The following is a 21,661-nucleotide window of genomic DNA, read 5'->3' as shown; positions in this document are numbered from 1 at the left end:
TTATGAGCGGAACCGCCGAACGGATCGACGACGGCAATGCACGAGGCAAGCGCTCTCTCGGCGAATCGATAAAGCCATATCTGGAGAAGGAATCGCTGGCGTCCTTCTTCCTTGGCATTTCATCGGGTTTCCCCTTTGCGATGCTGGCAGCGACCCTCACGACGCGGCTTGCCCAGAACGGCATCGACAAGTCGACGGTGACCGCCTTCACGCTCGCGTTTCTCGTCTACAATCTGAAGTTCCTCTGGGCATGGGTCGTCGATGGCGTCCGCCTCCCAATCCTTAGCAACTGGCTGGGGCAACGGGTCTCATGGATGGTCCTCATCGGCATTCTCGTCATGGCAGCGACCGTCAATCTGGCGCTGGCCGATCCGCAGGCGGACATCCTGTGGGTCGCAACCTCCGCCGTCCTTCTCGGGCTCGCCGGGGCGAGCTTCGACATCGTGATCGATGCCTATCGTATCGAGACGCTGAAGCCCTATCAGCTGGGTACCGGTTCGGGGATGAGCCAGTATGGCTGGCGCATCGGCGCGGCGGCAGCCGGGGCCCTCGCGCTCGTGGTTGCTGCCCGCTATGGCTGGGAAGCGGCCTATATCGCCTGTGCCGTCTTCGCCCTTCCGGCGATGCTGACCGCACTCATTCTGGGCGAGCCGCCCCGCCGCAAAGTCGTGGTCGAGCGGCGCAGCATGGGCGAGATGTGGCAATCCATCGCCGGACCCTTCACCGAATTCTTCCGGCGGAGCGGCGCGTGGCTCGTGCTCGTCTTCATCCTCGTCCACAAGATCGGCGACACGCTCGCCAACCTGACTTTCCGCCTGCTGTTCGACGATCTTGGCTACACCAATGACGAGATCGCGATCTACGACATCGGCGTCGGGTTCTGGGCGCTCATCATCGGTGTCTTCGTCGGCGGCGTCATCTATGCAAAACTCGGCCTCAAACGGTCCGTCCTCATAGCGCTTATCCTGATGGCAATCAGCAACGTCAGCTTCGCCGCGCTCGCAGCGGTGGGCAAAAGCAACCTCGGCATGGCAGGCGCGATCGGGTTCGAGAATTTCGCCAGCGGCTATGGCGGCGTGGTCGTCGTCGCTTACTTCTCCGCCCTGTGCGACCTGCGTTTCACCGCGACGCAATATGCGCTCATTAGTGCTGGCGCGAGCATCGTAGGGCGGTTCCTCACCGGGACGACGGCGGGATCGCTGATCGAAAATTTCGGTTACGTGAACTTCTACCTGCTGACGACCATTCTGGCGTTTCCGGGAATCATCCTGTTCTGGTGGATGATGCGCACCGGCCTCGTCGATGCGGCCATGGGCACGGCGGGTGAAGTCGGCGAGGGCGATGCGCGCGCCGATCCGCCGGTCTAGTCGGGCAGTTCCTCGTTGAGCCTGAGAACTTCACCCGCGAGGTAAAGCGATCCGGCGATCAGGACCGCCGCGCCGTCCTCGGGCAATGCATCGAGCGCAGTCTGCACGTCCGGAGCCGAGGCTGCGCCGTCCCCAAAAGCCGCCGGCCCATGGGCCGGGTGATTTGGAACGGGCACGACGGTGATGCTGCGCAAGCTTTTCCGAAGCGGTCGAACGATGGCCGAAGGGTTTTTGCCTTCGATCATGCCAATGACGAGGTGCAGCTCTTCTTCGGCAAAATGCCGCGCCAGCGCTTCGCCGGCGCTGGCATTATGGCCGCCGTCGAGCCACACTTCGCGGCCCCTCACGAGCGGACCGTCCGCCAGCCGTTGGAGACGTGCCGGCCAGTGCGCTTCGCCATTGCCTGTCGCCAAGGCGTCCGCTTCGACAGTGACGAAATCCTGATGCCGCAGCATCGCGATGGCGAGAGCGGCGTTCTCGAACTGATGTTCTCCAAGAAGTGCAGGCCGGGGGAGCGCGATTTCTCCATGGCGGTCGGCATAGTGAAGGCCGGTGTCCGTGATGCTCGAATGCCAGTCGCGTCCGCGCATGGCCAGCGGCGCGCCTTTCGTCATTGCGGCTCGTTCGATTTCGAGTGTCATCGCGTCGGAGTATGACAGCGTCACCAGCGACACGCCGCGCTTCGCAATCCCCGCCTTTTCGAACGCGATACGCGCCAGCGGGTCGGTCGGAGCGCCCTCTTCAGGCGCCAGCAGGAAGCGTTCGTGATCGATGCCGAGCGCGGCAACGCCGCAAGCTGCGAGGACATCCGACGGCAATATGTTCGTGGCATCGAAGCGGCCGCCGAGACCGACCTCGACGACGCAGGCATCGGCGGGCGTCCGGCTGAAGGCTAGAAACGCAGCGGCGATCGTCACTTCGAAGAAGCTCGGATTGATGCCCTCGGCATGGTCGAGGACTTCCTCGAGCAGGCTGGCGAGCGAGGAGTCGTCGATCAACGCTCCGGCAAGGCGAATGCGCTCGTTGTAACGCACGAGATGCGGGCTGATCGTGGCGTGGACACGCTTGCCGTCCGCCTCCAGCATTGTGCGCAGAAAGGCGCAGGTCGAACCCTTGCCGTTCGTCCCGGCGACATGAAAGACCGGTGGCAGGCGGGTTTGCGGATCGCCGAGCCGGGAGAGCAGCGCGCGAATGGCGTCCAGACCGATCCGCCCCTCGGGCAGGGACAGTTTTGCCAGTCGGTCGAGTTGTGCCTGAACCAGTGGATCGTCGGATGAGCCGAAGTCGCGCATCGCAGCGCCTCTCGTCTGCGATCAGGCGGCTTCTGCCGGTTCCAGATATTCGAGAAGATCGGCCAGCGTACCCTTCAACTCATGCCGGTCGACCACCATGTCGACCATTCCATGTCTGTGGAGGTACTCGGCTCGCTGGAACCCATCGGGCAGTTGCTCGCGGATCGTATCCTGAATGACGCGCTGTCCTGCAAAACCGATGAGCGCGCCCGGTTCGGCGATATGGATATCGCCCAGCATCGCGTAACTCGCCGTAACGCCGCCCGTCGTCGGGTCGGTCAACACGACGATATAAGGCAATCCCGCTTCCTTGAGGCGCCGCGTCATGACGGTGGCCTTGGGCATCTGCATGAGGCTGAGGATGCCTTCCTGCATCCGTGCGCCACCGGCGGCGGTCACCACGACATAGGCGCAGCGCCGCTTCAGCGCTTCTTCGGCGCCTTTGCAGAAGGCCTCGCCCACCGCCATGCCCATCGATCCGCCCATGAAGCCGAAATCCTGAACCCCGACCACCGCCGGGCGGTTGTCGATCGTTCCGGCAGCAGCGGTGAAAGCATCGCGATGCGGATTGGCGGCGCGCGCCTGCTTCAGCCGCTCCGTATACTTCTTCGTGTCGCGAAACTTCAGCGGGTCCTCGCGCACGTCGGGCTGCGACAGGACTTCATATCCTTCGTCGAGCAGCAGGGCGAGACGCCGATCCGCCCCGATGCGTCCATGATAATCGCATTTCGGGCAGACCGAGAGGTTCTCCTCGTAGTCCTTCGTGAACAGCATTTCCTGACAGGCGGGACATTTGGTCCAGAGATTATCGGGCGTGTCACGCTTGCCGAGGAAGGGGAGGGCGTTGCGCGCGCGGGTCAACCAGTTCATGCGTTTTCTTCTTTCTGCGAGGCCTTTCGCGCATTATGCACCGCGTTGGCAAGGCTCGCCGTCAGGGCTTTGAGATGTTTCGGCGCGTCGGACCCATGTTCCGCGACCAGTTCGACGAGGGCGGAGCCGACGACGACACCGTCCGCGACCATCGCAATGGCGCTGGCCTGTTCGGGCGTGCGCACGCCGAACCCGACGGCGACGGGCAGGTCGGTCGCCGCTTTCAGGCGCGCCACGGCCTCCTCGATGCTCGCTTGAGCTGCCTGCTGCTTGCCGGTGATCCCGGCGACGGAGACGTAATAGAGAAAGCCCTGGCTACCCTCAATGACCGCAGGAAGGCGTTTCGTATGGGTGGTGGGCGTGGCGAGCCGGATCGGAGCCACCCCGGCCGAGCGCAGCGCCGGGCCGAGCGCCTCGTCTTCCTCGGGCGGGATGTCGACGCAGATCACCCCGTCGACGCCGGCGGTTTCGCATCGGTCGGCGAACCACTCCGGGCCGCGCCGGATCATGGGGTTGGCGTAACCCATCAGTACCAGTGGCGTTTCGGGATGCCGCTGCCGGAATGCGGCAGCGATAGCGAATACGTCCGCCGTGGTCGTGCCATTGCCGAGCGAGCGGATGTTCGCGTTCTGGATCGCGGGGCCGTCCGCCATCGGATCGGTGAACGGCATGCCGAGCTCGATCACATCCGCACCTCCCTCGACCAGCGCGTCAAGATTGGCCGCAGTGTCACCGTCGCCCGCGGTGAGGAAGCACACGAGCGCGGGGTGGCGCTTGGCGAAGGCGCTGGAGAGGCGGGGGGATATGCTCATTGCGAGAAGCTAAGTCCTACAGGATGGAACACGTGGAACACGGTATGAGGCGAAAACGAATAGGGCTTGAATGGGCATGCATATGGGAGGGTAGGCAAGGAGTCGGTTAGCATCATTCCGTCCGTATGCCAGACGTATGTCGTAGTAGGACACATTGTATCGAATACGGATTGCCAGCGTCATCCGAAGCGTGAAGAAATCCCCAGGGACAGTTTAATCAAGGCCAATACGGACAGAAGGATTGAGGGGATCAAAACCAATGGCAACATCCCTCTGACAGGCGAAGGCGTGCAAAGCACAATAAAGTTGTCGTCGGGGTCATCTATCGGACAATGCAATGTTGCCAGAACGCCGGAATGAATAATCAGCCCTCCAATGATGACGAAAAAAAGCAGCGTCAAAAGGCTGCGATATGCGGAGATCTGCCTTATCCAAGGTCGCGACGGCACTGCTCGCAAGACAAAATCACCCATGTGCCAGACGAATACGGGAATCATTATAACCAAGAAAATGGCAATCGAATTGCTAGTAGCCCAAGCCGCCGTTTGAGCGCGATACTCTAACATATTCGCGTTGGTGAAACGGAACACATTTTCAGAATTCACGTAGATTTCGATCAGTAATGATAGCCCCAGAAAGGCCAAGCCAAGAACCATACTACTGGCGTAATTTAGAAGCTTTTGGCGAAAAGCGTTGGTCAACGCGTCACATCTCCACCCCGAGCCGCTCGGCAACGGTGAAGATGTCCTTGTCCCCCCGGCCGCAGAGGTTCGCGAGGATCACGCTATCTTTCGGCATTTGCTTCGCGCGCTTGGCCACCGCTGCGATCGCGTGGCTCGGCTCGAGCGCGGGGATGATGCCCTCGGTTCGGCAGAGCAGCTGAAAGGCATCCAGCGCTTCTTCGTCGGTAATCGCGGTGTATTCGACGCGGCCCGTGTCCTTGAGCCAGGCGTGTTCGGGACCGATACCGGGATAGTCGAGGCCGGCGCTGATCGAGTGGCCTTCGGTGATCTGGCCGTCCTCGTCCTGCAGCAAGTAAGTCTTGTTACCGTGGAGCACGCCGGGAAAGCCGCCGAGCAGGCTCGCCGCGTGCTCGTCACCGTCGAGGCCGTGGCCTGCCGCCTCGACGCCGAGCATATTCACGTCCGGATCGTCGAGGAAGGGATGAAAAAGTCCCAGCGCATTCGAGCCGCCGCCGATCGCCGCGACCAGCAGGTCGGGCAAGCGACCGATGCGGTCCTGCATCTGCGCGCGGGCTTCCTTGCCGATCACGCTCTGGAAGTCGCGGACGAGTTCGGGATAGGGGTGGGGGCCTGCCGCTGTGCCGATGATGTAGAAGGTGTTGTGAACGTTCGCGACCCAGTCGCGCAGCCCCTCGTTCATCGCATCTTTCAAGGTCGCACGACCGCTCGTCACCGGCACGACCTGTGCGCCGAGCAACTTCATGCGGAACACGTTCGGCTGTTGGCGGGCAACGTCGGTCGCACCCATGTAGATGACGCAGGGCAGGCCGAAGCGTGCGCAGACCGTCGCCGTTGCGACACCGTGCTGGCCCGCCCCCGTCTCGGCGATGATGCGGGTCTTGCCCATTCGCATGGCGAGCAGGATCTGACCGATGCAATTGTTGATCTTGTGCGCGCCGGTATGATTAAGCTCGTCGCGCTTGAACCAGACCTGCGCGCCCATTCCTTCGTCGGCGTCCTCGCGCAGCGATTCGGTCAGCCGTTCCGCGAAATACAGGGGGGAGGGGCGCCCGACATAATGCTCGAGAAGATCGTCGAACTCGCGCTGGAATTCGGGATCGGCCTGCGCCTTGCGATATTCCCGCTCAAGATCGAGGACGAGCGGCATCAGCGTCTCGGCGACGTAGCGCCCGCCATAGTCGCCGAAATGCCCGCGCTCGTCAGGCTGGTTGCGGAAGGAATTGGGGGTGTTCTCGGTCATGTCCGGCCCTTCAGGATTGCAATGCCGCTTCGCAGAAGGACCGGATCAAGTCCACATCCTTGACGCCCGGCGCGCTTTCCACGCCGGAAGAGGTATCGACGAGAGGCGCACCGGTCGTGCGGATCGCTCGGGCGACATTCTCGGGCGTCAGTCCTCCGGCGAGGCCCCAGTCGATCTCGTGATCGTGATCCGATAGCCAGTTCCAGTCGAACGCCTCTCCGTTTCCGCCGGGCAACGCCTTGGCCGGAGCATCGTAGAGCAGGCGGTCGACCTTGCCCTTCCACTTGCCGGCTCGCTTGAGCGTCGCAGGTTCGCGCAGGCCGACGGCTTTCCAGACTTCGACTTTTGCCTGCTGCCGGACGAGGCCGACCCATTCGGGCGTTTCCCGGCCATGAAACTGCACGACATCCGGCCGTATGCGATCGATTGCCGTAGCGGTCGTATGCGGATCGGCATTGGCAAGCAGCAGGACGGCCTTGCGGTCGGAAGAGACGCAACGGCGCAGCCGTGCCGCGTCGTCAAGCGAGAGATGCCGCGAACTCGGCTCGAAATGGACGAAGCCGATATGCGAAGCACCGGCATCCAGCGACGCCTCGATCGTCTCCGTCGTCGACAGCCCGCAAATCTTGATGAGGGGCGCGGTCATGACTTGGTCTCGGAGGGGATGAATTGCATGAGCGGCAGATAGCGATAGGGCACGGTAACAGGAAGGGGGCTTACAGCGTTCCTTCGATCTCCCGCGCCGCGGCGGCAGGATCCTCCGCCCGTGTGATCGGACGCCCAATGACGAGGACGCTCGCGCCGTCGTCGCGGGCCTGCCGCGGCGTGACGACCCTTTTCTGGTCACCGCTCGCCTTGCCCGACGGGCGCAGGCCGGGCACGACGAAAAACCCCTTGCGCCATTGCTTGTGGACAGCGCCGACTTCACGACCCGAGCACACGATGCCGTCGAGCCCCGCACTTTCAGCCAGTTCGGCAAGGCGCATCACCTGATCGTGCGGTGATCCGGTCACGCCTGTTCGGGCCAGATCGCGCTCATCCATGCTCGTGAGAAGCGTCACGCCCACGACCTTGCAATGTTCTCCCGCTGCCGCCTTTGCGTCTTCCATCATTGCGCGACCTCCGCTTGCATGAACCGTGACTATGGCGGGTTCGAGTGCATGGATGGCCTGCATGGCGCCCGCGACCGTATTGGGGATGTCGTGCAGCTTGAGATCTAGAAAGATCGGCAGTCCGATATTGGCGACGTCGCGAACGCCGCTTGCCCCGTGCGAGTAAAAGAATTCCATCCCCAGTTTTACGCCGCCGACATGAGCCTTCACCTGCTTTAACAGGGCGAGTGCAGGGTCAAGCTGCGGCAGGTCGAGCGCGACGAATATCGGGTTGCTCATCAGGGAAGCGCCGGTCGATCGTTGGGCGTAGCCGTCGCACCAGCATCGTCCCGGTCGTGCAGGGCCGGCTCGTCGGTAGTCGGCGCAACGGGCGAGGGGCTGGGCGAAATCGCAGACACGCGGGTCGCCTCTTCGAGAGCCTTCATTCGGCGGCTCAGCCGCCATTTGACCCCGCGATGATAGAGCCACATCGGCACGAGACCGGCCAAAAAGGACAGCAGCACGACCGCAGGCAGGCGGGTATCGACGACGATCCCTTCCCAGATGCGAACGGTGACGCCCGGGCTCCAGTTGGCCCAGCTGAACAACAGCAGCGCGGCAAGGATGAGAAGCCACAGGATCGTGCGGATGATCTGCATGGTCTGGTCGGCGCTCCTTCCGGTCGTTTTGGCTACCGGGGGAGCCTAGGCCGATGCGGCCCTTTGGTCCAGTCGACTCGCAGCCGAACCTTTATGTGCGCTCAACCGAAAACCCGTTCGAAAATCGTGTCCACCTGCCGGAAGTGATAGTCGAGGTCGAACTTTTCCTCGAGTTGCTGCTCGCTGAGGGCATTCCTAACCTGCTCATCCTGCTTGAGAAGGGAGAGTAGGGATAGCGCACCGTCCGACTCCCACACCTTCATCGCATTGCGCTGAACGATGGCGTAGGCGTCCTCGCGGCTGACGCCTGCCTGCGTCAGCGCCAGCAGGACGCGCTGAGAATGAACGAGCCCGCCCATCCGGTCGAGGTTCTTCTGCATCCGCTCCGGATAGACGAGCAACTTGTCGATCACGCCCGTCAGCCGAGCAAGCGCGAAATCCAGCGTGATGGTCGCATCGGGTCCGATGAACCGCTCCACGGATGAGTGGGAAATATCGCGTTCGTGCCAGAGCGCCACGTTCTCCAATGCGGGCAAGGCATAGGCTCGGATCATGCGAGCCTGGCCAGTCAGGTTTTCCGTAAGGATCGGATTGCGCTTGTGCGGCATTGCGCTCGAACCCTTCTGACCCGGCGAGAAATACTCCTCCGCTTCGAGAACTTCGGTTCGCTGCAAGTGCCGGATCTCGACGGCCAGTCGCTCGATCGATCCGGCAATGACGGCAAGGGTCGAGAAATACATCGCGTGGCGATCGCGCGGAATGACCTGAGTGCTGATCGGCTCGGGCGTCAGACCCAGCTGCTCGGCGACATAGGTCTCAACTTGCGGGTCGATATTCGCGAAGGTCCCGACTGCACCGGAGATGGCGCAAGTGGCGATTTCCTTGCGCGCTGCCTCTAGCCTCGTCTTGCATCGATCGAACTCGGCATAGGCCTGGGCAAGCTTCAGTCCGAAGGTTACCGGCTCGGCATGGATGCCGTGGCTACGTCCGATCGTCGCCGTGTATTTGTGTTCCTCGGCCCGGCGGCGAAGGGCATCGAGCAGATCGTCGAGGTCGGCGAGCAGGATGGCACTCGCCCGGTCAAGCTGCACCGCGAGCGTCGTATCGAGGACGTCGCTCGACGTCATTCCCTGATGCATGAAGCGCGCTTCGTCGCCGACCTGTTCGGCCACCCAGGTAAGAAAGGCGATAACGTCGTGCTTTGTAACCGCTTCGATGGCGTCGATCGCTGCGACGTCGATCTTCGGCTTCGTTTCCCACCAGTCCCACAAGGCTTTCGCAGCGCTTTGCGGCACGACGCCCAGCTCTCCTAGTTTCTGCGTGGCGTGAGCCTCTATCTCGAACCAGATCCTGTATTTCGCCTCCGGTTCCCAGAGTTCTGTCATTTGCGGGCGGGCGTAGCGGGGCACCATGGTGCGGTTCCTTTGTACAAAGACAGATTGAAGGTGGGGTCGAGTTTTCCGCGCGCTAAAAGGCGCCTGACGGTTTTGCAAGCGGCGGACTTGCCTGTTTCCGCCGATAAACAGAGTCCATGCCCGCGCTCCTGAATTGCGTCGTTACGGGAATCCTAACCTCATTCGTTACTTGTCGTTTGACTGGGCCGTGTTAGTCTCCGTGACGATTACACAGGGGAATTCATCGTGCGCAGGACGTCGCTTCTTTTTTCGGCCCTTTCGGGAACTTCGCTTTTAGGATTCATCGCTTCACCGGCCTTCGCAGGAGATACGGTGCTTTACGGACCGGCCCCTTCCTGGGTCGAGATCGAGGACATTACGGACGAAAAAGCGGAAACGGGCAATCCGATCGTTCTCTATGACCGTCAGATACGTCTCGAAGAAGGCAGGGTGACGCACTTCACAGATATCGCGTTCGCTCTATCTACGCCGCAAGCGCTTACCGCGTTCGGCAATCTGCAGGCGAACTGGCTGCCGGACAAGGGCGACCTGACGGTGAATAGCGTCGAACTCATCCGTGACGGGAAGGCCATCGACTTGCTGGCCGGTGGCGCGAAATTCGACGTCATCCGCCGGGAAGCGCAGTTGGAAAGCCGCGTCTTGAGCGGTCTTCTGACCGCGACGATGAGCGTTCCGGGCGCGCAGATCGGCGACATCGTTCGCCTCTCCCATTCCATCACCCTCAGCGATCAGGCGATGGGCAAGGAAATCCAGCTCCGCGAACACATACCGTTCCAGGAAAACGTAATCCGCGAGGGAGAGATCGCCATCAGCTGGCCGAAGGGCCTCGCCGTCAACATCGAAGGCTTCGGTTCGCGCCGAACCGTCGAGCCGGTGCTGAAGGACGGATTTTACTATATCTGGGAAGACGTTCCCGGAGATGAGATGGAGCCGATCCCCTCTGACGCTCCGGCGCGTTTCCGCATTATGCCGCAGTTGCAGGCGAGCACTTTCGCCGACTGGCGGGAAGTCTCGAAGGTCATGGCGCCGCATTTTGCGACGGAAGGACTGATCGCACCGGGTAGCGAGATTGCCGATGCGGTCGCCAGGATCGCGGCAGAACACAATGGCGCCAAGGCGCGCGCCGCGGCGGCGCTGCAACTCGTCCAGGACGAGATCAGTTACCTCGCCAACGGGATGGACGGGGGCAACTATCTTCCCCAGTCGCCTGAAGAAACCTGGCAATCGCGCTATGGCGATTGCAAGGCCAAGTCTCTCCTGTTGCTCGCGATGTTGCGCGAACTCGATGTCGATGGGGACATCGTTCTCGTCCAGAGCACTGAAGGGGATGCCGTGAGCGAGTTCGTGCCCATGCCCGCGGCTTTCGATCACATGATCGTGCGCGCGGAGATCGACGGCGAATCATATTGGCTCGATGGCACCAACACCGGTAGCCGACTTGCGAATATCGAAGCGGTTCCTCGGTTTCACTATGCTCTGCCGCTCGTCGCGGGCGGAGCGGACCTGATGGCGATGACCGAGCGTCCGCTGCAAAACCCGATCAACCAGACACGCCTGATGCTCGATTACAGCGCCGGGGTGGACGTGCCGATGCTGTTTTCCGCTGATGTCACGATCCTCGGACCCTATGCAGCGTTCTGGCGGCAGATCGAATCGCAACCCGATGAAGATACGAAGAAGGAAACGCTGTCCGGAATGCTGGCGGGCTATGTCGGGGAGAATCACCTTACCGATTTCTCGATTTCCTTCGACGACGCTGCCGGGACTGCGCGCGTGACGGCCACCGGCCTCGCGAAATCAGCCTGGAGCGAGCAACGCGAGCGCATGCAGTTCACTCCGCCGGGGCAGGTCGCGGGCGATCTCGATTTCGATTCGGATCGAACGAAGGCGGAATGGCGGGACCTGCCGCTGGCGCTGAACGGACCCCTTTACCAGACGGCCGACGTCGTCGTGAAACTGCCGAAAGCAACCGGATTCGCGCTGTCGGGCGAACAACAGATCGACGAAACCGTCGGCGGATACGAATCGAAGGGTACATCGTCGCTCGATGGTCAGTTTTTTACGATGCGTCAGTCGCTCCGATCCATGAAGACCGAGCTCGATGCAGCGGAATTAACGGCGGCGAAACGCGAAGTGCGCAGCCTTCGCCGCGCGATGCCCGAAATCAAGGCACCCGCGGACGTCCGGCGCAGCTGGGATTATCGCGGGTCTGACAGGAAGCAGCTGGCAGCGATCGACGATGCGTTCGCCAAGCTCGTGAAAGCCGCAGACTCCGACGACGTGTCGATTTTGTGGAACCGGGCCGAATATCGCCGCTCGATTCTCGATTTCGCCGGTGCGAAGGAGGATCTGGACACCGCAATCGAGCGCTCTCCGGAGCAGTATCTTTACTTCGCCCGGGCTCAGGACAAGACCAATCTCGGCGATCTGAAGGGTGCGATCGTCGATTACCGGACGGCGGAGGAGATGGAACGCACCGGCGCAAGCTATTTTGCGCAGCTGCCGCTACTTGCCGAACTCGGTCGCACCGATGAAATGGCGGACCTCGTCGACGACTATTATGATCTTGTGGAAGAGACGCATCAGGCCGAACTGTTCGAGGCGCTGGCGCTCGACTATGAAGGCAAGCATGACGAAGCCTACGCCATTCTGACGTCGATCGCTGCGGATCGTCCGGGAGATAGCAACGTGCTCAACGCGATCTGCTGGCACGGCGGCACGTGGGACCGCGTCAATGCAGAGGTCATGTCGGCATGCGACGAAGCGGTGACCAAATCGGGCTATTCCCCACAAAATCTCGATAGTCGCGCGCTTGCCTTCTACCGTTCCGGAGAAATCGACAAGGCCTTGGCCGACTATGATGCGGCGCTCGGCAACGGCACGCGGGTCGCAGAGATCGAGTATATGCGCGGCGTTGTGCGCCTTGCTAACGGTGATGCCTCGGGCCAGCAGGACGTTGATCGTGCGCTCGCCAAATCGCCGAATATCGCAGTCATTTACGGCGCCTGGGGGCTCTAGCCGAAACGATACCGGACAATAGATTTGGGCAAAGCCGGGCAGGGCGGCGATGTGCTGCGAAAAGCGGTCCGGTATCGGGCCTTCGCCGGTTGACTTGGGATGAACCCCCTTCTAATGGAGCGGCGCCCTTGGCGGGCAGCTTTTTGCCTGTATCGTCGTTTCATCTTGTGAAAGGAGCTTCGCCTTCCGGCGAGGTCCCGACGAGGAGGAATACGGTATGAGCGATGAGAAGCCCGCGCGAGAGCCCATTGCTGAGGATGCGCGGATCGACGCACTCGAGAAGCGGCTCGCTGCCGCCAACGAGCGGGAAGAAAGCCGCAACCGGCCGAAGATTACGGGCGCCGATGCGAATTACCGCAGCGGCAACCGTGTTCTTGCCGATCTTCTCGGCGGCATATTGGGCGGAGTGGTGATTGGCGGCGTGGTGGATTACTTCGCTGGGACGACACCCTGGGGTCTGTTGGTCGGGTTGTTCCTCGGAATAATCGTGGCCTTCAGGAACATATTTCGAATGGCGAACAAGCGCCCCGATTGACAGTGAAGGCCGAATGCTCGGCCTCACGGCGGGGCAAGGTCGAAGCAAGCGGACAGGGGCTCAATGAACCCGTGTCCCTGATTGGGGTAGCAAGAGCGTGGCAGGTCAGGAAGCTAAGGTGGACCCGATGTACCAGTTCACCATCGAACCCCTGATGGGTTCTGATGGCTGGGAAATCGCCGGCTTCAACATCGCCTTCACCAACAGCGCATTATGGATGGCGATCACGACCATCCTGCTCGCCGTGTTCGTCGCCGGCGGAATGAAGCGCGAGCTCGTTCCTGGACGCTGGCAGATGGCGGTCGAGACCTTCACCGGTTTCATCGACGACATGCTGGAGGCGAATGTCGGCAAGGCGGGGCGCAAATACGTGCCCTACATCTTCTCGCTGTTCATGTTCATCCTGTTCGCCAACCTGCTCGGCCTGCTTCCGGTCGGCGTTCTCGGCCTGCACCCGTTCACTTTTACCAGCCACTTCACCGTCACCGGCGTTCTGGCGATCATCAGTTTCTCGATCGTGCTCATCGTCGGCTTCGCGAAGCACGGCTTCCACTTCTTCAGCCTGTTCGTTCCCCACGGTACGCCGCTGCCGATGATCCCGATCATTTTCCCGATCGAGCTTATTTCCTTCCTCGTGCGCCCGTTCAGCCTTGCTTTGCGACTGTTCGTCGCGATGATGGCCGGCCACGTCCTGTTGAAGGTTCTCTCCAGCTTCGTCATCGACGGAACCAATGCCGGTGCGGGTTTCGGCCTGCTCGTCGGCTTGCCGAGCTTCATCCTGATGATCGGTATCAGCGCGCTGGAAATCCTCGTGGCCGGTATCCAGGCCTATGTTTTCGCCCTGCTGACATCGCTTTACATCAACGATGCAGAGAACCTTCACTAATCCGTTTCCAAACAGTCACGATTTTCAACAAGGAGTTATTACAATGGACGCAGAAGCTGCAAAGCTCGTAGGCGCAGGTCTCGCCGCTATCGGTGCCGGTATGGCCGCCATCGGCGTGGGTAACGTATTCGGTTCCTTCCTCGAAAGCGCACTGCGCAACCCGGGCGCCGCAGACGGCCAGCAGGGTCGCCTGTTCATCGGCTTCGCCGCTGCCGAACTTCTCGGCCTGCTGGCATTCGTCGTCGCGATGATCCTGATCTTCGTCGCCTAAGACGTTCGTGCTGCCGGACCGGTTGGCAAAGTTTCCGGTCCGGCAGCACAATTTCCTCGCATATCAACGGAAAGCCGTTCGATGCCCCAGATAGCACAGCTCGCCGAGACCTATTCAAGCCAGATCTTCTGGCTCTTGATATTCTTCGGTATTACCTTCTTCTTCGTCGGACGGGGAATGGTGCCCAAGGCCATGGCGACGGTGCAGGACCGCAACGACAAGATCGCTGGCGATCTCGCCGCAGCGAAAGCGGCTCGTGATGCAGCCGACGAGGAAGAGGAAACCTGGCGTAAGCGCGAGAACGAGAACCGTGCCAATGCACAGGCAATCGTGGCGGAAGCCAAGGCGGAAGCGGCGGCAACCAACGAACGCAAGCTGGCAGAGGCGCAGAAGCGGCTCGATGCACAAGTGAACGAGGCAGAAGCGCGTATCGCCAAAGCCCGCGAAGCCGCAATGTCGGAAATTGAAGCAGTGGCGGTCGAGGCGACGCAGGACATCGTGCAGCGTCTTGCCGGTATCAACGTCCCTGCTGCGGCGGCGAAAAGCTCGGTAGAAAAGGCATTGCAGCATGGCTAACACCCCCGAAATCTTTTCGGACACTCCGACGCAAGCGACGACCGAAACGCATGGCGGCGCGGCTGCGCATGCCGATCCCAGCCTGTTCGGGATGGAGCCTTACCAGATCGTCGCGATTGCGATGCTGGTGCTGATCGCGATCGCCATTTGGAAGAAAGTCCCCGGCATGATCACCGGCGGGCTCGACGCCAAGATTGCCGCGATCCGCGAGCAGCTCGACGAGGCAAAGAATTTGCGGGCCGAGGCGGAAGCCCTGCGTGACGAGTACAGCGCGAAGATCGCCAATGCCGAGAAGGATGCGGAGGCCATGATGGACAACGCCCGCCGCGAAGCTGCGAGCGTTCTCGACAAGGCCGAAGCGGACAGCGCGGCGATGATAGAACGGCGCAAGCGCATGGCGGAAGATACGATTGCTGCCGCCGAACGCGAAGCGATTGCCGGTGTTCAAGCCAAGGCTGCCATGGCCGCAGCCCAGGCTTCGCGCAATCTCATTGCCGAACGCCACGATGCAACAGCTGACAGCAAACTGGCCGACAGCATTATTTCCAGCATCTGATCGAGAGCGGCTCATTTCGCATTCAATTGCGAAATTAGGAACGAAGGCGGCGGTTCATGCGTGACTCCTTATGAAAGAGGAGTTCCTATATGACCGTTTCCGCAATCGCCTTTAACTGTTCGCTGAAGAAATCGAGCGGCGAGCCGAGCTCGACCGATGCGATGATCGAGGTTCTGAAAAAGAAGTTCGCAGCGCGCGACGTCACGCTGTCCGAGACCATCCGGGTTGCAGATTACAACGTCTTGCCGGGCGTTACGAATGACGAGGGCGAGGGCGACGACTGGCCCCAATTGCTCGAAAAGATCAAGGCGCACGACATTCTCATCTTCGGCGGCCCAATCTGGATGGGCCAGATCAGCTCCATCGCCAAGCGCGTGCTAGAGCGCATGGATGCTTTCCTTACCGATACGGACGACAAGGGCCGGATGCCAAGCTATGGCAAGGTCGCCGTGGCCGCGATCGTCGGCAATGAAGACGGAGCGCATTGGAGCAGTTCCCAACTCTTCCAGGCGTTGAACGATACGGGCTGGACCATTCCCTCGGTCGCCGCGTGCTACTGGGTCGGCGAGGCCATGCATGGCACCGACTTCAAGGATCTCGACAAGACCCCGGAAAAGGTCGACCAGACTGCCGGCATGGTGGCGGACAATGCCGCCCATCTTGCCCGGCTGTTGAAGGATAACCCCTATCCGGGCCACGAATAGGCCGTCAGACTAGAACGCGTCCTTCGCGGAACGCAGGGCGGCAAAGGTCTCGTGCGGGGCATTGCCGCCCCACCGCTCACGCATGTCATCGCTATCGGCGCGAAGGAAGGGATTGGTCGCCATCTCGCGGGAAAGAGTGGTCGGGACCGTCGCTTCTCCGCGTCGGCGCGCCTCGTCGACTTCCTTCGCATAAGCCGCGAGCGCAGTATTGTCCGGATCGGCATGGAGCGCGAACTTGGCGTTCGCTTGCGTATATTCGTGCGCGCAATACAGCGTCGTGTCTTGGGGCAGGGCCTTGATCCGTTCGAGGCTCTGCCAGAATTGTTCGGGCGATCCCTCGAACATGCGTCCGCAGCCCAATGCGAAGACGCTGTCGCCGACGAATGCGAGGCTATCTTGCGGCAGATAATAGGCAATGTGGCCCATCGTATGTCCACCGACATCGATTACGCGCGCCTGATGATCGCCCAGCGCCACGATCTCGCCATCCTCGACCGTTCGGTCGATCCCTGCGATCCGCTCCGCTTCCGCGGCCGGAGCGGTGATCTTACAACCGGTCGCTTCCTTGATGGCTTCGTTTCCCCCGGCATGATCCGGATGCCAATGCGTGTTCCAGATCTGCGTGATGCGCCAGCCTTTCGTTTCAGCTTCGCGCAGAATGACGTCCGCCTCTGGCGTGTCGATGCACGCAGTTTCGCCGCTGTCCGGATCGTGCAGAAGGAAACCGTAATTGTCGCTGAGACAGGGGAACTGGTGGACTTGCAGTTGGCTCATTTATCATTCCTTCCGCGAGGGAAGCGCGCGGTTTCAGGGGGGAGGGTCACCCAGTCGTGGCGGTTCTCTTCGAACACCGAACGCATGGGCGGACCGATCGGCTTGCCGACCAGCGTGCCTGCGGTGATGCCGATGCCGCCGGGGTGCCGCGCGGTCTTGAGATAAAGCGTCGTGCCGCAGACGGGGCAGAAGCCGGAGGTGAAGGGCAAGCCGCTATCGGCGGAGCGTTCATATTCGGTCGCCTCGCCCGAGATAGTGACGTTCGCAGCGTCGAAATACAGCGCCATTCCGAAAGGTGAGCCGCTGCGCCTTTGGCAGGCGGTGCAATGACACACGACGCTGCCATATTCTCCGTGGGCGACGGCCGATAATTGTCCGCATTGGCAATGGGCGTGCATGAGCGCAATTCTACACAAGCTGCCAGAGTAGGAAAGGCCCGCCTGCTCCTTAAGAGCGGACGGGCCTTTCCATCATTCATGTGCCCTCGCGTTTAACGAGGTCAGAAGATGCGTCGATCAGTCGTCGCTCTTCTTCAGCGCTTCGCCGAGAATGTCGCCGAGCGACGCACCCGAATCGGACGAACCGTACTGCTCGACCGCCTGCTTCTCTTCGGAGATCTGCAGCGCCTTGATCGAGAAGTTCGGCTTCTTCGAACGGTCGAAGCCGGTGACCAGCGCGTCGACCTTCTGGCCGGGCTGGAAGCGGTCGGAACGCTGTTCGTCGCGATCGCGACCGAGGTCCGAACGCTTGATGAAGCCGGTCGCACCATCTTCGCCGACCTGAACTTCGAGACCGCCATCACGGACTTCGAGGACGGTGACGGTGACGGTCTGGCCACGACGCAGATCGCCGCCTGCACCTTCGGCCGAGGGCGCACCCTTTTCGAGCTGCTTCATGCCGAGGCTGATGCGCTCCTTCTCGACATCGACGTCGAGAACGACGGCTTCGACTTCCTCGCCCTTGCGGTGCAGGGCAAGTGCGTCTTCGCCCGAAATACCCCATGCGATGTCGGACATGTGAACCATGCCGTCGACGTCGCCTTCGAGGCCGATAAACAGGCCGAATTCGGTCGCATTCTTGACTTCGCCCGAAACCTTGGACCCAACCGGGTGCTTCTCTGCGAAATCGTCCCACGGATTACCCTGAGCCTGCTTGAGGCCGAGGCTGATGCGGCGCTTGTCCGAATCCACTTCGAGGATGACGACTTCGACTTCCTGACTGGTGGAGACGATCTTGCCCGGATGGACGTTCTTCTTGGTCCAGCTCATCTCGGATACGTGAACGAGGCCTTCGATGCCCGGTTCGAGTTCGACGAACGCACCGTATTCGGTGATGTTCGTGACCTGTCCGGTGAACTTCGCACCGACCGGGTACTTCGCCGAAACGCCGTCCCACGGATCGCTTTCGAGTTGCTTCATGCCGAGGCTGATGCGCTGCGTATCTTCGTTGATGCGCACGATCTGGACCGTCAGCGTCTGGCCGATCTCGATCATTTCGGTCGGGTGGTTGACCCGCTTGTAGCTCATGTCGGTGACATGGAGCAGGCCATCGATGCCGCCCAGGTCGACGAACGCACCGTAATCGGTGATGTTCTTGACCACGCCTTCGGTAACCTGGCCTTCGGTCAGCTGATCGATCAGTTCGCTGCGCTGTTCGGCGCGCGTTTCCTCGAGCACGGCACGGCGCGAAACGACGATATTACCGCGGCGGCGATCCATCTTGAGGATCTGGAAGGGCTGGGGCACGTCCATCAAAGGACCTACGTCGCGAACGGGGCGAATATCGACCTGGCTGCCGGGCAGGAAGGCAACGGCGCCGTCGAGATCGACGGTGAAGCCGCCCTTGACGCGGCCGAAGATGCGACCTTCGACGCGCTTGCCTTCGCCGAATTCGCTTTCAAGCTTGTCCCACGCGGCTTCGCGGCGGGCGCGGTCGCGGCTGAGCATCGCTTCGCCATCGGCATTCTCGACGCGGTCGACGAACACTTCGACTTCGTCACCAACCGAAAGGCCGTGATCGTCTTCGCCGCGGGCGAATTCCTTGAGGGGGATACGGCCTTCGCTCTTAAGGCCGACATCGACGAGAGCGGCGCCGCCCTCGATCGCAGTGACGGTGCCCTTGACGACGCGGCCTTCGAAGCCCTCTTCGTCGGCACCGCCGAGTTGTTCGTTCAAGAGCGCTTCGAATTCGTCGCGCGTCGGATTGGCTGCAGTTGCCATATGGTCAATGTTCCAGTTCAATGTTCATTTCCGGCCACCGGTTTTACCGGGGTCTTTTCTCCGCCCCTCGCGGGATTGCGAGAGAGCGGGCCAAGAGGGCCGTATTCCGCACGCGGCCGGATGCCGACGCGCAGGTTCCGTCAAACGCCTGAGTGATTTCAAGAACGACGCGCGCCTAGTCCAAAACCACGCAAAACGCAAGCAGGACGACTCAGCTCAAGTCCAACGCGATGGAACACATGTAACACTGTCCTTGGACCGAAAGAAACGGGGTCGGAAAAGGATCGGTCGAAGCATCGGGATGACAGGTCGGAGCGTGCTTAAAAGAGGCATCCCGCAGGATTGCCACATCGCGGACAAGTAGGAAAACCTGCCCGGCGTCCCCGGTCTATTTCGCCCGGCCCGATCGTTTGTCGACGGCGTCGATGGCGGCAGCGATTGCCCCGTCCTTGTCCAGGTCCGACGTATCGAGGATCACCGCATCCTTCGCCGCACGCAACGGTGCTTCGTCGCGGTTGCGGTCGCGCTCGTCGCGTCGTTCGAGGTCGCCGACGATCACTTCGAGGGGAACGTCCGTGCCGCGCTCGATCATTTCCTTGTGACGCCGCTTCGCACGTGCCTCGGTCGATGCGGTCACGAACAGTTTGACGTCGGCTTCGGGCGCGATCACCGTTCCGATGTCGCGTCCGTCGAGCACCGCTCCGCCTTCCTGCAATGCGAAGCTGCGCTGCCGCTCGAACAGTGCCTCGCGCACATCGTGATGGACGGAGACCCGGCTGGCGAAACCGCCCGTCACTTCATCGCGCAGCGCCGAATCCTTAAGCAGCTTTTCGGGAAAGTCGCAGGCGGCCAGAGCATCGGCGGGATCGTCGGGGTCCCCTCCGCTGAGGAACACCTGTCGCCCGACCGCGCGGTAAAGCAGTCCGGTATCGAGATGCGGCAGCCCGTAATGCGCGGCGAGCGCCTTGGCTATCGTGCCCTTTCCGCTGGCGGTCGGGCCGTCGACGGCGATGATCATGCTTCGCGTTCCTGCGCTTTCTTTCCGGTACGCGCCGCTTTCACGAGGCCGTAGATCGCGATCGCCGCCCAGAAGCCTTCCAGAACGAGCGAAGGCCAGTTGGTATGATAGAGGAGCGATACCGTCAGCAACGAAGCGCCGACGAGGTTCGTTCCGTGCAGGACGTATGGATTGGGCGCGTCCTTCCAGGTGAGATAGGCATAGGCCGCGATGATGCAGGCCATGCCGATGAAGCCGATGCCCGTCGCCCAGTCCAGATCGTTCATTGCGTCAGCCCTTCGAGAAGGTCAGCGAAGCCGGGAAAACTGGTCGCGATCGGGCCTGTATCGTCCACTTCCACCCCGTCACGGCTGGCAATGCCGGCAATCGCCATGCTCATGGCGATGCGGTGGTCGAGCGCCGTCGCGACGCCCTCGTTCGCCGTGCCGCGCAGCGGTGTGCCGCCCGTTCCCTCGATGACGAGGCCGTCCTCGCGCTCCTCGACCTGCGCACCGGCGGCTGTGAGAGCACGAGCCATCGTCGCGAGGCGATCGGACTCCTTGACCCGCAATTCGTGCAGGCCGCTGGTGGTCGTGGTTCCCTTGGCGAGTGCCGCGGCAACGAACAGGACCGGGAACTCGTCGATCATCGACGGCGCAAGCGCTGGATCGACTTCGACGCCGTGCAATTCCGCATGACGAACGCGCAGATCCGCGACCGGTTCGCCGCCGACCTCCCTCCGATCCTCGTAAGCGATGTCCGCGCCCATCGCTTCCAGCACCTGGAAGATGCCGTTGCGCGTCGGGTTGAGGCCGACATTGCGGATCGTTACATCGCTTTCGGGCACGATGGATGCTGCCACGGCGAAGAACGCGGCGGAAGAGGGATCGCCGGGCACGACGATGTCCTGCGGCGCGAGGTCGCCGGGACCGTGGATGCGGATATGGCGTTCCTCCGCGACGGTTTCCGTTTCGATCGCCGCGCCGAAGCCCTTCAGCATCCGTTCCGAGTGATCGCGCGTCGGGACCGGTTCGATGACAGTCGTTGTTCCCGCGGTATTGAGGGCCGCGAGCAGAATGGCGCTTTTCACCTGTGCGCTGGCGACGGGCAACCGGTAGGTGATCGGCACGGCGGGATTGGCGCCGCGCATCGTCAGCGGCAGCGTATCCTGAGGTTCGCCCGCGCGTGAGGCGGTAAAGCTCGCCCCCATTTGCCCGAGCGGTTCGATGACGCGCCCCATCGGGCGGGCCGAAAGGCTGGCATCCCCGATAAAGGTCGCGCTGATCGCATGACCTGCGATGAGACCCATGAGGAGGCGGGTCGAGGTGCCGCTATTGCCCATATCGAGCGCGGTTTCGGGTTCGAGCAGGCTGCCGACGCCGACGCCCTCGACGACCCAGGTCTCGCCATCGCGTTCGATCTTCGCCCCCATCTGGCGCATGGCCGCCGCGGTCGCGAGCACGTCCTCGCCCTCGAGAAGGCCTGCAATCCTGCTTTTCCCGACGGCCAGCGCGCCGAAGATGAGCGCGCGGTGACTGATCGACTTGTCGCCGGGGACCGTGATCGTGCCGCGCAAGGGGCCGCGCGGTGCGAATCTGCGCGGTGTCGGGTTGTCGGGCAAGGGCAGCGTTCCTAGATGCGTGAGGTTGCGATATGAGCGCGGCTTTTGACAGTG

Annotated in this window: 23 protein-coding genes; 8 read left to right on the top strand and 15 right to left on the bottom strand. The window is 61.8% G+C overall.

Annotated features, from left to right (window positions below; all coding sequences use genetic code 11):
• Nucleotides 1-2: 2 nt before the first annotated feature.
• Nucleotides 3-1,367 (top strand): AmpG family muropeptide MFS transporter, encoded by a 1,365-nt coding sequence (locus GRI38_RS05710; protein WP_237487356.1) that lies wholly within the window; start codon nucleotides 3-5, stop codon nucleotides 1,365-1,367.
• Here the strand turns inward: GRI38_RS05710 and GRI38_RS05705 are convergent.
• The 9 genes from GRI38_RS05705 to purB all read right to left on the bottom strand — a co-directional run bounded on the left by GRI38_RS05705 (nucleotide 1,364) and on the right by purB (nucleotide 9,447).
• Entirely contained in the window at nucleotides 1,364-2,659 is a 1,296-nt protein-coding gene (locus tag GRI38_RS05705; protein WP_160681922.1) for a bifunctional folylpolyglutamate synthase/dihydrofolate synthase, read from the bottom strand. The two genes, GRI38_RS05710 and GRI38_RS05705, sit on opposite strands and share 4 nt — an antisense overlap.
• Before the next feature lie 21 nt (nucleotides 2,660-2,680).
• Entirely contained in the window at nucleotides 2,681-3,529 is an 849-nt protein-coding gene (gene accD / locus GRI38_RS05700) for an acetyl-CoA carboxylase, carboxyltransferase subunit beta (protein ID WP_160681921.1), read from the bottom strand.
• A complete protein-coding gene (trpA, locus tag GRI38_RS05695; RefSeq protein ID WP_160681920.1) occupies nucleotides 3,526-4,341 on the bottom strand; it encodes a tryptophan synthase subunit alpha in 816 nt (271 codons plus the stop codon). Before trpA ends, accD begins: the two co-directional genes overlap by 4 nt.
• Nucleotides 4,342-4,520: 179 nt before the next feature.
• On the bottom strand, nucleotides 4,521-5,042 hold the full coding sequence (locus GRI38_RS05690; protein WP_160681919.1) for a hypothetical protein: 522 nt from the start codon (nucleotides 5,040-5,042) through the stop codon (nucleotides 4,521-4,523).
• A 4-nt stretch (nucleotides 5,043-5,046) separates the two neighbouring features.
• On the bottom strand, nucleotides 5,047-6,285 hold the full coding sequence (trpB, locus tag GRI38_RS05685; protein ID WP_160681918.1) for a tryptophan synthase subunit beta: 1,239 nt from the start codon (nucleotides 6,283-6,285) through the stop codon (nucleotides 5,047-5,049).
• Nucleotides 6,286-6,295: 10 nt separating this feature from the next.
• Nucleotides 6,296-6,931, bottom strand: coding sequence for a phosphoribosylanthranilate isomerase (locus GRI38_RS05680; protein ID WP_160681917.1), 636 nt, complete (start codon nucleotides 6,929-6,931; stop codon nucleotides 6,296-6,298).
• 70 nt (nucleotides 6,932-7,001) lie between these two features.
• On the bottom strand, nucleotides 7,002-7,676 hold the full coding sequence (gene pyrF, locus GRI38_RS05675) for an orotidine-5'-phosphate decarboxylase (RefSeq protein ID WP_160681916.1): 675 nt from the start codon (nucleotides 7,674-7,676) through the stop codon (nucleotides 7,002-7,004).
• Nucleotides 7,676-8,035, bottom strand: a complete 360-nt coding sequence (locus tag GRI38_RS05670) for a LapA family protein (RefSeq protein ID WP_160681915.1) — start codon at nucleotides 8,033-8,035, stop codon at nucleotides 7,676-7,678. The genes pyrF and GRI38_RS05670 overlap by 1 nt, the downstream gene beginning before the upstream one ends.
• 101 nt (nucleotides 8,036-8,136) lie before the next feature.
• On the bottom strand, nucleotides 8,137-9,447 hold the full coding sequence (gene purB / locus GRI38_RS05665; RefSeq protein ID WP_160681914.1) for an adenylosuccinate lyase: 1,311 nt from the start codon (nucleotides 9,445-9,447) through the stop codon (nucleotides 8,137-8,139).
• Between the two features lie 315 nt (nucleotides 9,448-9,762).
• On the opposite strand from purB, the gene GRI38_RS05660 reads away from it, so the two are divergent.
• From GRI38_RS05660 to GRI38_RS05630, 7 genes are all read left to right on the top strand, one after another.
• The gene (locus GRI38_RS05660) at nucleotides 9,763-12,468 is read left to right on the top strand and encodes a DUF3857 domain-containing protein (RefSeq protein ID WP_160681913.1); all 2,706 of its coding nucleotides are present in this window, start codon (nucleotides 9,763-9,765) and stop codon (nucleotides 12,466-12,468) included.
• 217 nt (nucleotides 12,469-12,685) lie between these two features.
• A complete protein-coding gene (locus GRI38_RS05655; RefSeq protein WP_160681912.1) occupies nucleotides 12,686-13,003 on the top strand; it encodes an AtpZ/AtpI family protein in 318 nt (105 codons plus the stop codon).
• A gap of 97 nt (nucleotides 13,004-13,100) precedes the next feature.
• Complete coding sequence (locus tag GRI38_RS05650) at nucleotides 13,101-13,889, top strand: F0F1 ATP synthase subunit A (RefSeq protein WP_337191243.1); 789 nt, start codon at nucleotides 13,101-13,103, stop codon at nucleotides 13,887-13,889.
• 43 nt (nucleotides 13,890-13,932) lie between these two features.
• On the top strand, nucleotides 13,933-14,160 hold the full coding sequence (locus tag GRI38_RS05645; RefSeq protein WP_011414432.1) for a F0F1 ATP synthase subunit C: 228 nt from the start codon (nucleotides 13,933-13,935) through the stop codon (nucleotides 14,158-14,160).
• An 81-nt stretch (nucleotides 14,161-14,241) separates the two neighbouring features.
• The gene (locus GRI38_RS05640) at nucleotides 14,242-14,736 is read left to right on the top strand and encodes a F0F1 ATP synthase subunit B family protein (RefSeq protein WP_160681911.1); all 495 of its coding nucleotides are present in this window, start codon (nucleotides 14,242-14,244) and stop codon (nucleotides 14,734-14,736) included.
• A complete protein-coding gene (locus GRI38_RS05635) occupies nucleotides 14,729-15,292 on the top strand; it encodes a F0F1 ATP synthase subunit B family protein (protein ID WP_160681910.1) in 564 nt (187 codons plus the stop codon). Before GRI38_RS05640 ends, GRI38_RS05635 begins: the two co-directional genes overlap by 8 nt.
• 89 nt (nucleotides 15,293-15,381) lie before the next feature.
• Nucleotides 15,382-15,996 carry a flavodoxin family protein gene (locus GRI38_RS05630; protein ID WP_160681909.1) on the top strand — a complete coding sequence of 205 codons (615 nt, stop codon included), beginning with the start codon at nucleotides 15,382-15,384 and terminating at the stop codon, nucleotides 15,994-15,996.
• A 9-nt stretch (nucleotides 15,997-16,005) separates the two neighbouring features.
• Here the strand turns inward: GRI38_RS05630 and gloB are convergent, their stop codons facing one another.
• The 6 genes from gloB to aroA form a co-directional block, all read right to left on the bottom strand.
• The gene (gene gloB, locus GRI38_RS05625; protein ID WP_160681908.1) at nucleotides 16,006-16,770 is read right to left on the bottom strand and encodes a hydroxyacylglutathione hydrolase; all 765 of its coding nucleotides are present in this window, start codon (nucleotides 16,768-16,770) and stop codon (nucleotides 16,006-16,008) included.
• Nucleotides 16,767-17,168 carry a GFA family protein gene (locus GRI38_RS05620; RefSeq protein WP_160681907.1) on the bottom strand — a complete coding sequence of 134 codons (402 nt, stop codon included), beginning with the start codon at nucleotides 17,166-17,168 and terminating at the stop codon, nucleotides 16,767-16,769. The genes gloB and GRI38_RS05620 overlap by 4 nt, the downstream gene beginning before the upstream one ends.
• A 117-nt stretch (nucleotides 17,169-17,285) precedes the next feature.
• Nucleotides 17,286-18,989: a 30S ribosomal protein S1 gene (rpsA, locus tag GRI38_RS05615; protein WP_160681906.1), complete on the bottom strand. Its 1,704-nt coding sequence runs from the start codon at nucleotides 18,987-18,989 to the stop codon at nucleotides 17,286-17,288.
• Nucleotides 18,990-19,377: 388 nt separating this feature from the next.
• Nucleotides 19,378-20,007 carry a (d)CMP kinase gene (locus GRI38_RS05610; protein WP_160681905.1) on the bottom strand — a complete coding sequence of 210 codons (630 nt, stop codon included), beginning with the start codon at nucleotides 20,005-20,007 and terminating at the stop codon, nucleotides 19,378-19,380.
• Nucleotides 20,004-20,273, bottom strand: coding sequence for a CBU_0592 family membrane protein (locus tag GRI38_RS05605; protein ID WP_160681904.1), 270 nt, complete (start codon nucleotides 20,271-20,273; stop codon nucleotides 20,004-20,006). Before GRI38_RS05605 ends, GRI38_RS05610 begins: the two co-directional genes overlap by 4 nt.
• A complete protein-coding gene (gene aroA / locus GRI38_RS05600) occupies nucleotides 20,270-21,607 on the bottom strand; it encodes a 3-phosphoshikimate 1-carboxyvinyltransferase (protein ID WP_237487354.1) in 1,338 nt (445 codons plus the stop codon). Before aroA ends, GRI38_RS05605 begins: the two co-directional genes overlap by 4 nt.
• Nucleotides 21,608-21,661: the final 54 nt, after the last annotated feature.

This window comes from Parapontixanthobacter aurantiacus, assembly GCF_009827635.1.
Lineage (GTDB): Bacteria > Pseudomonadota > Alphaproteobacteria > Sphingomonadales > Sphingomonadaceae > Parapontixanthobacter > Parapontixanthobacter aurantiacus.
Note: the sequence above shows the minus strand (reverse complement) of the source record. Positions and strands in the feature narration are given on the sequence as shown.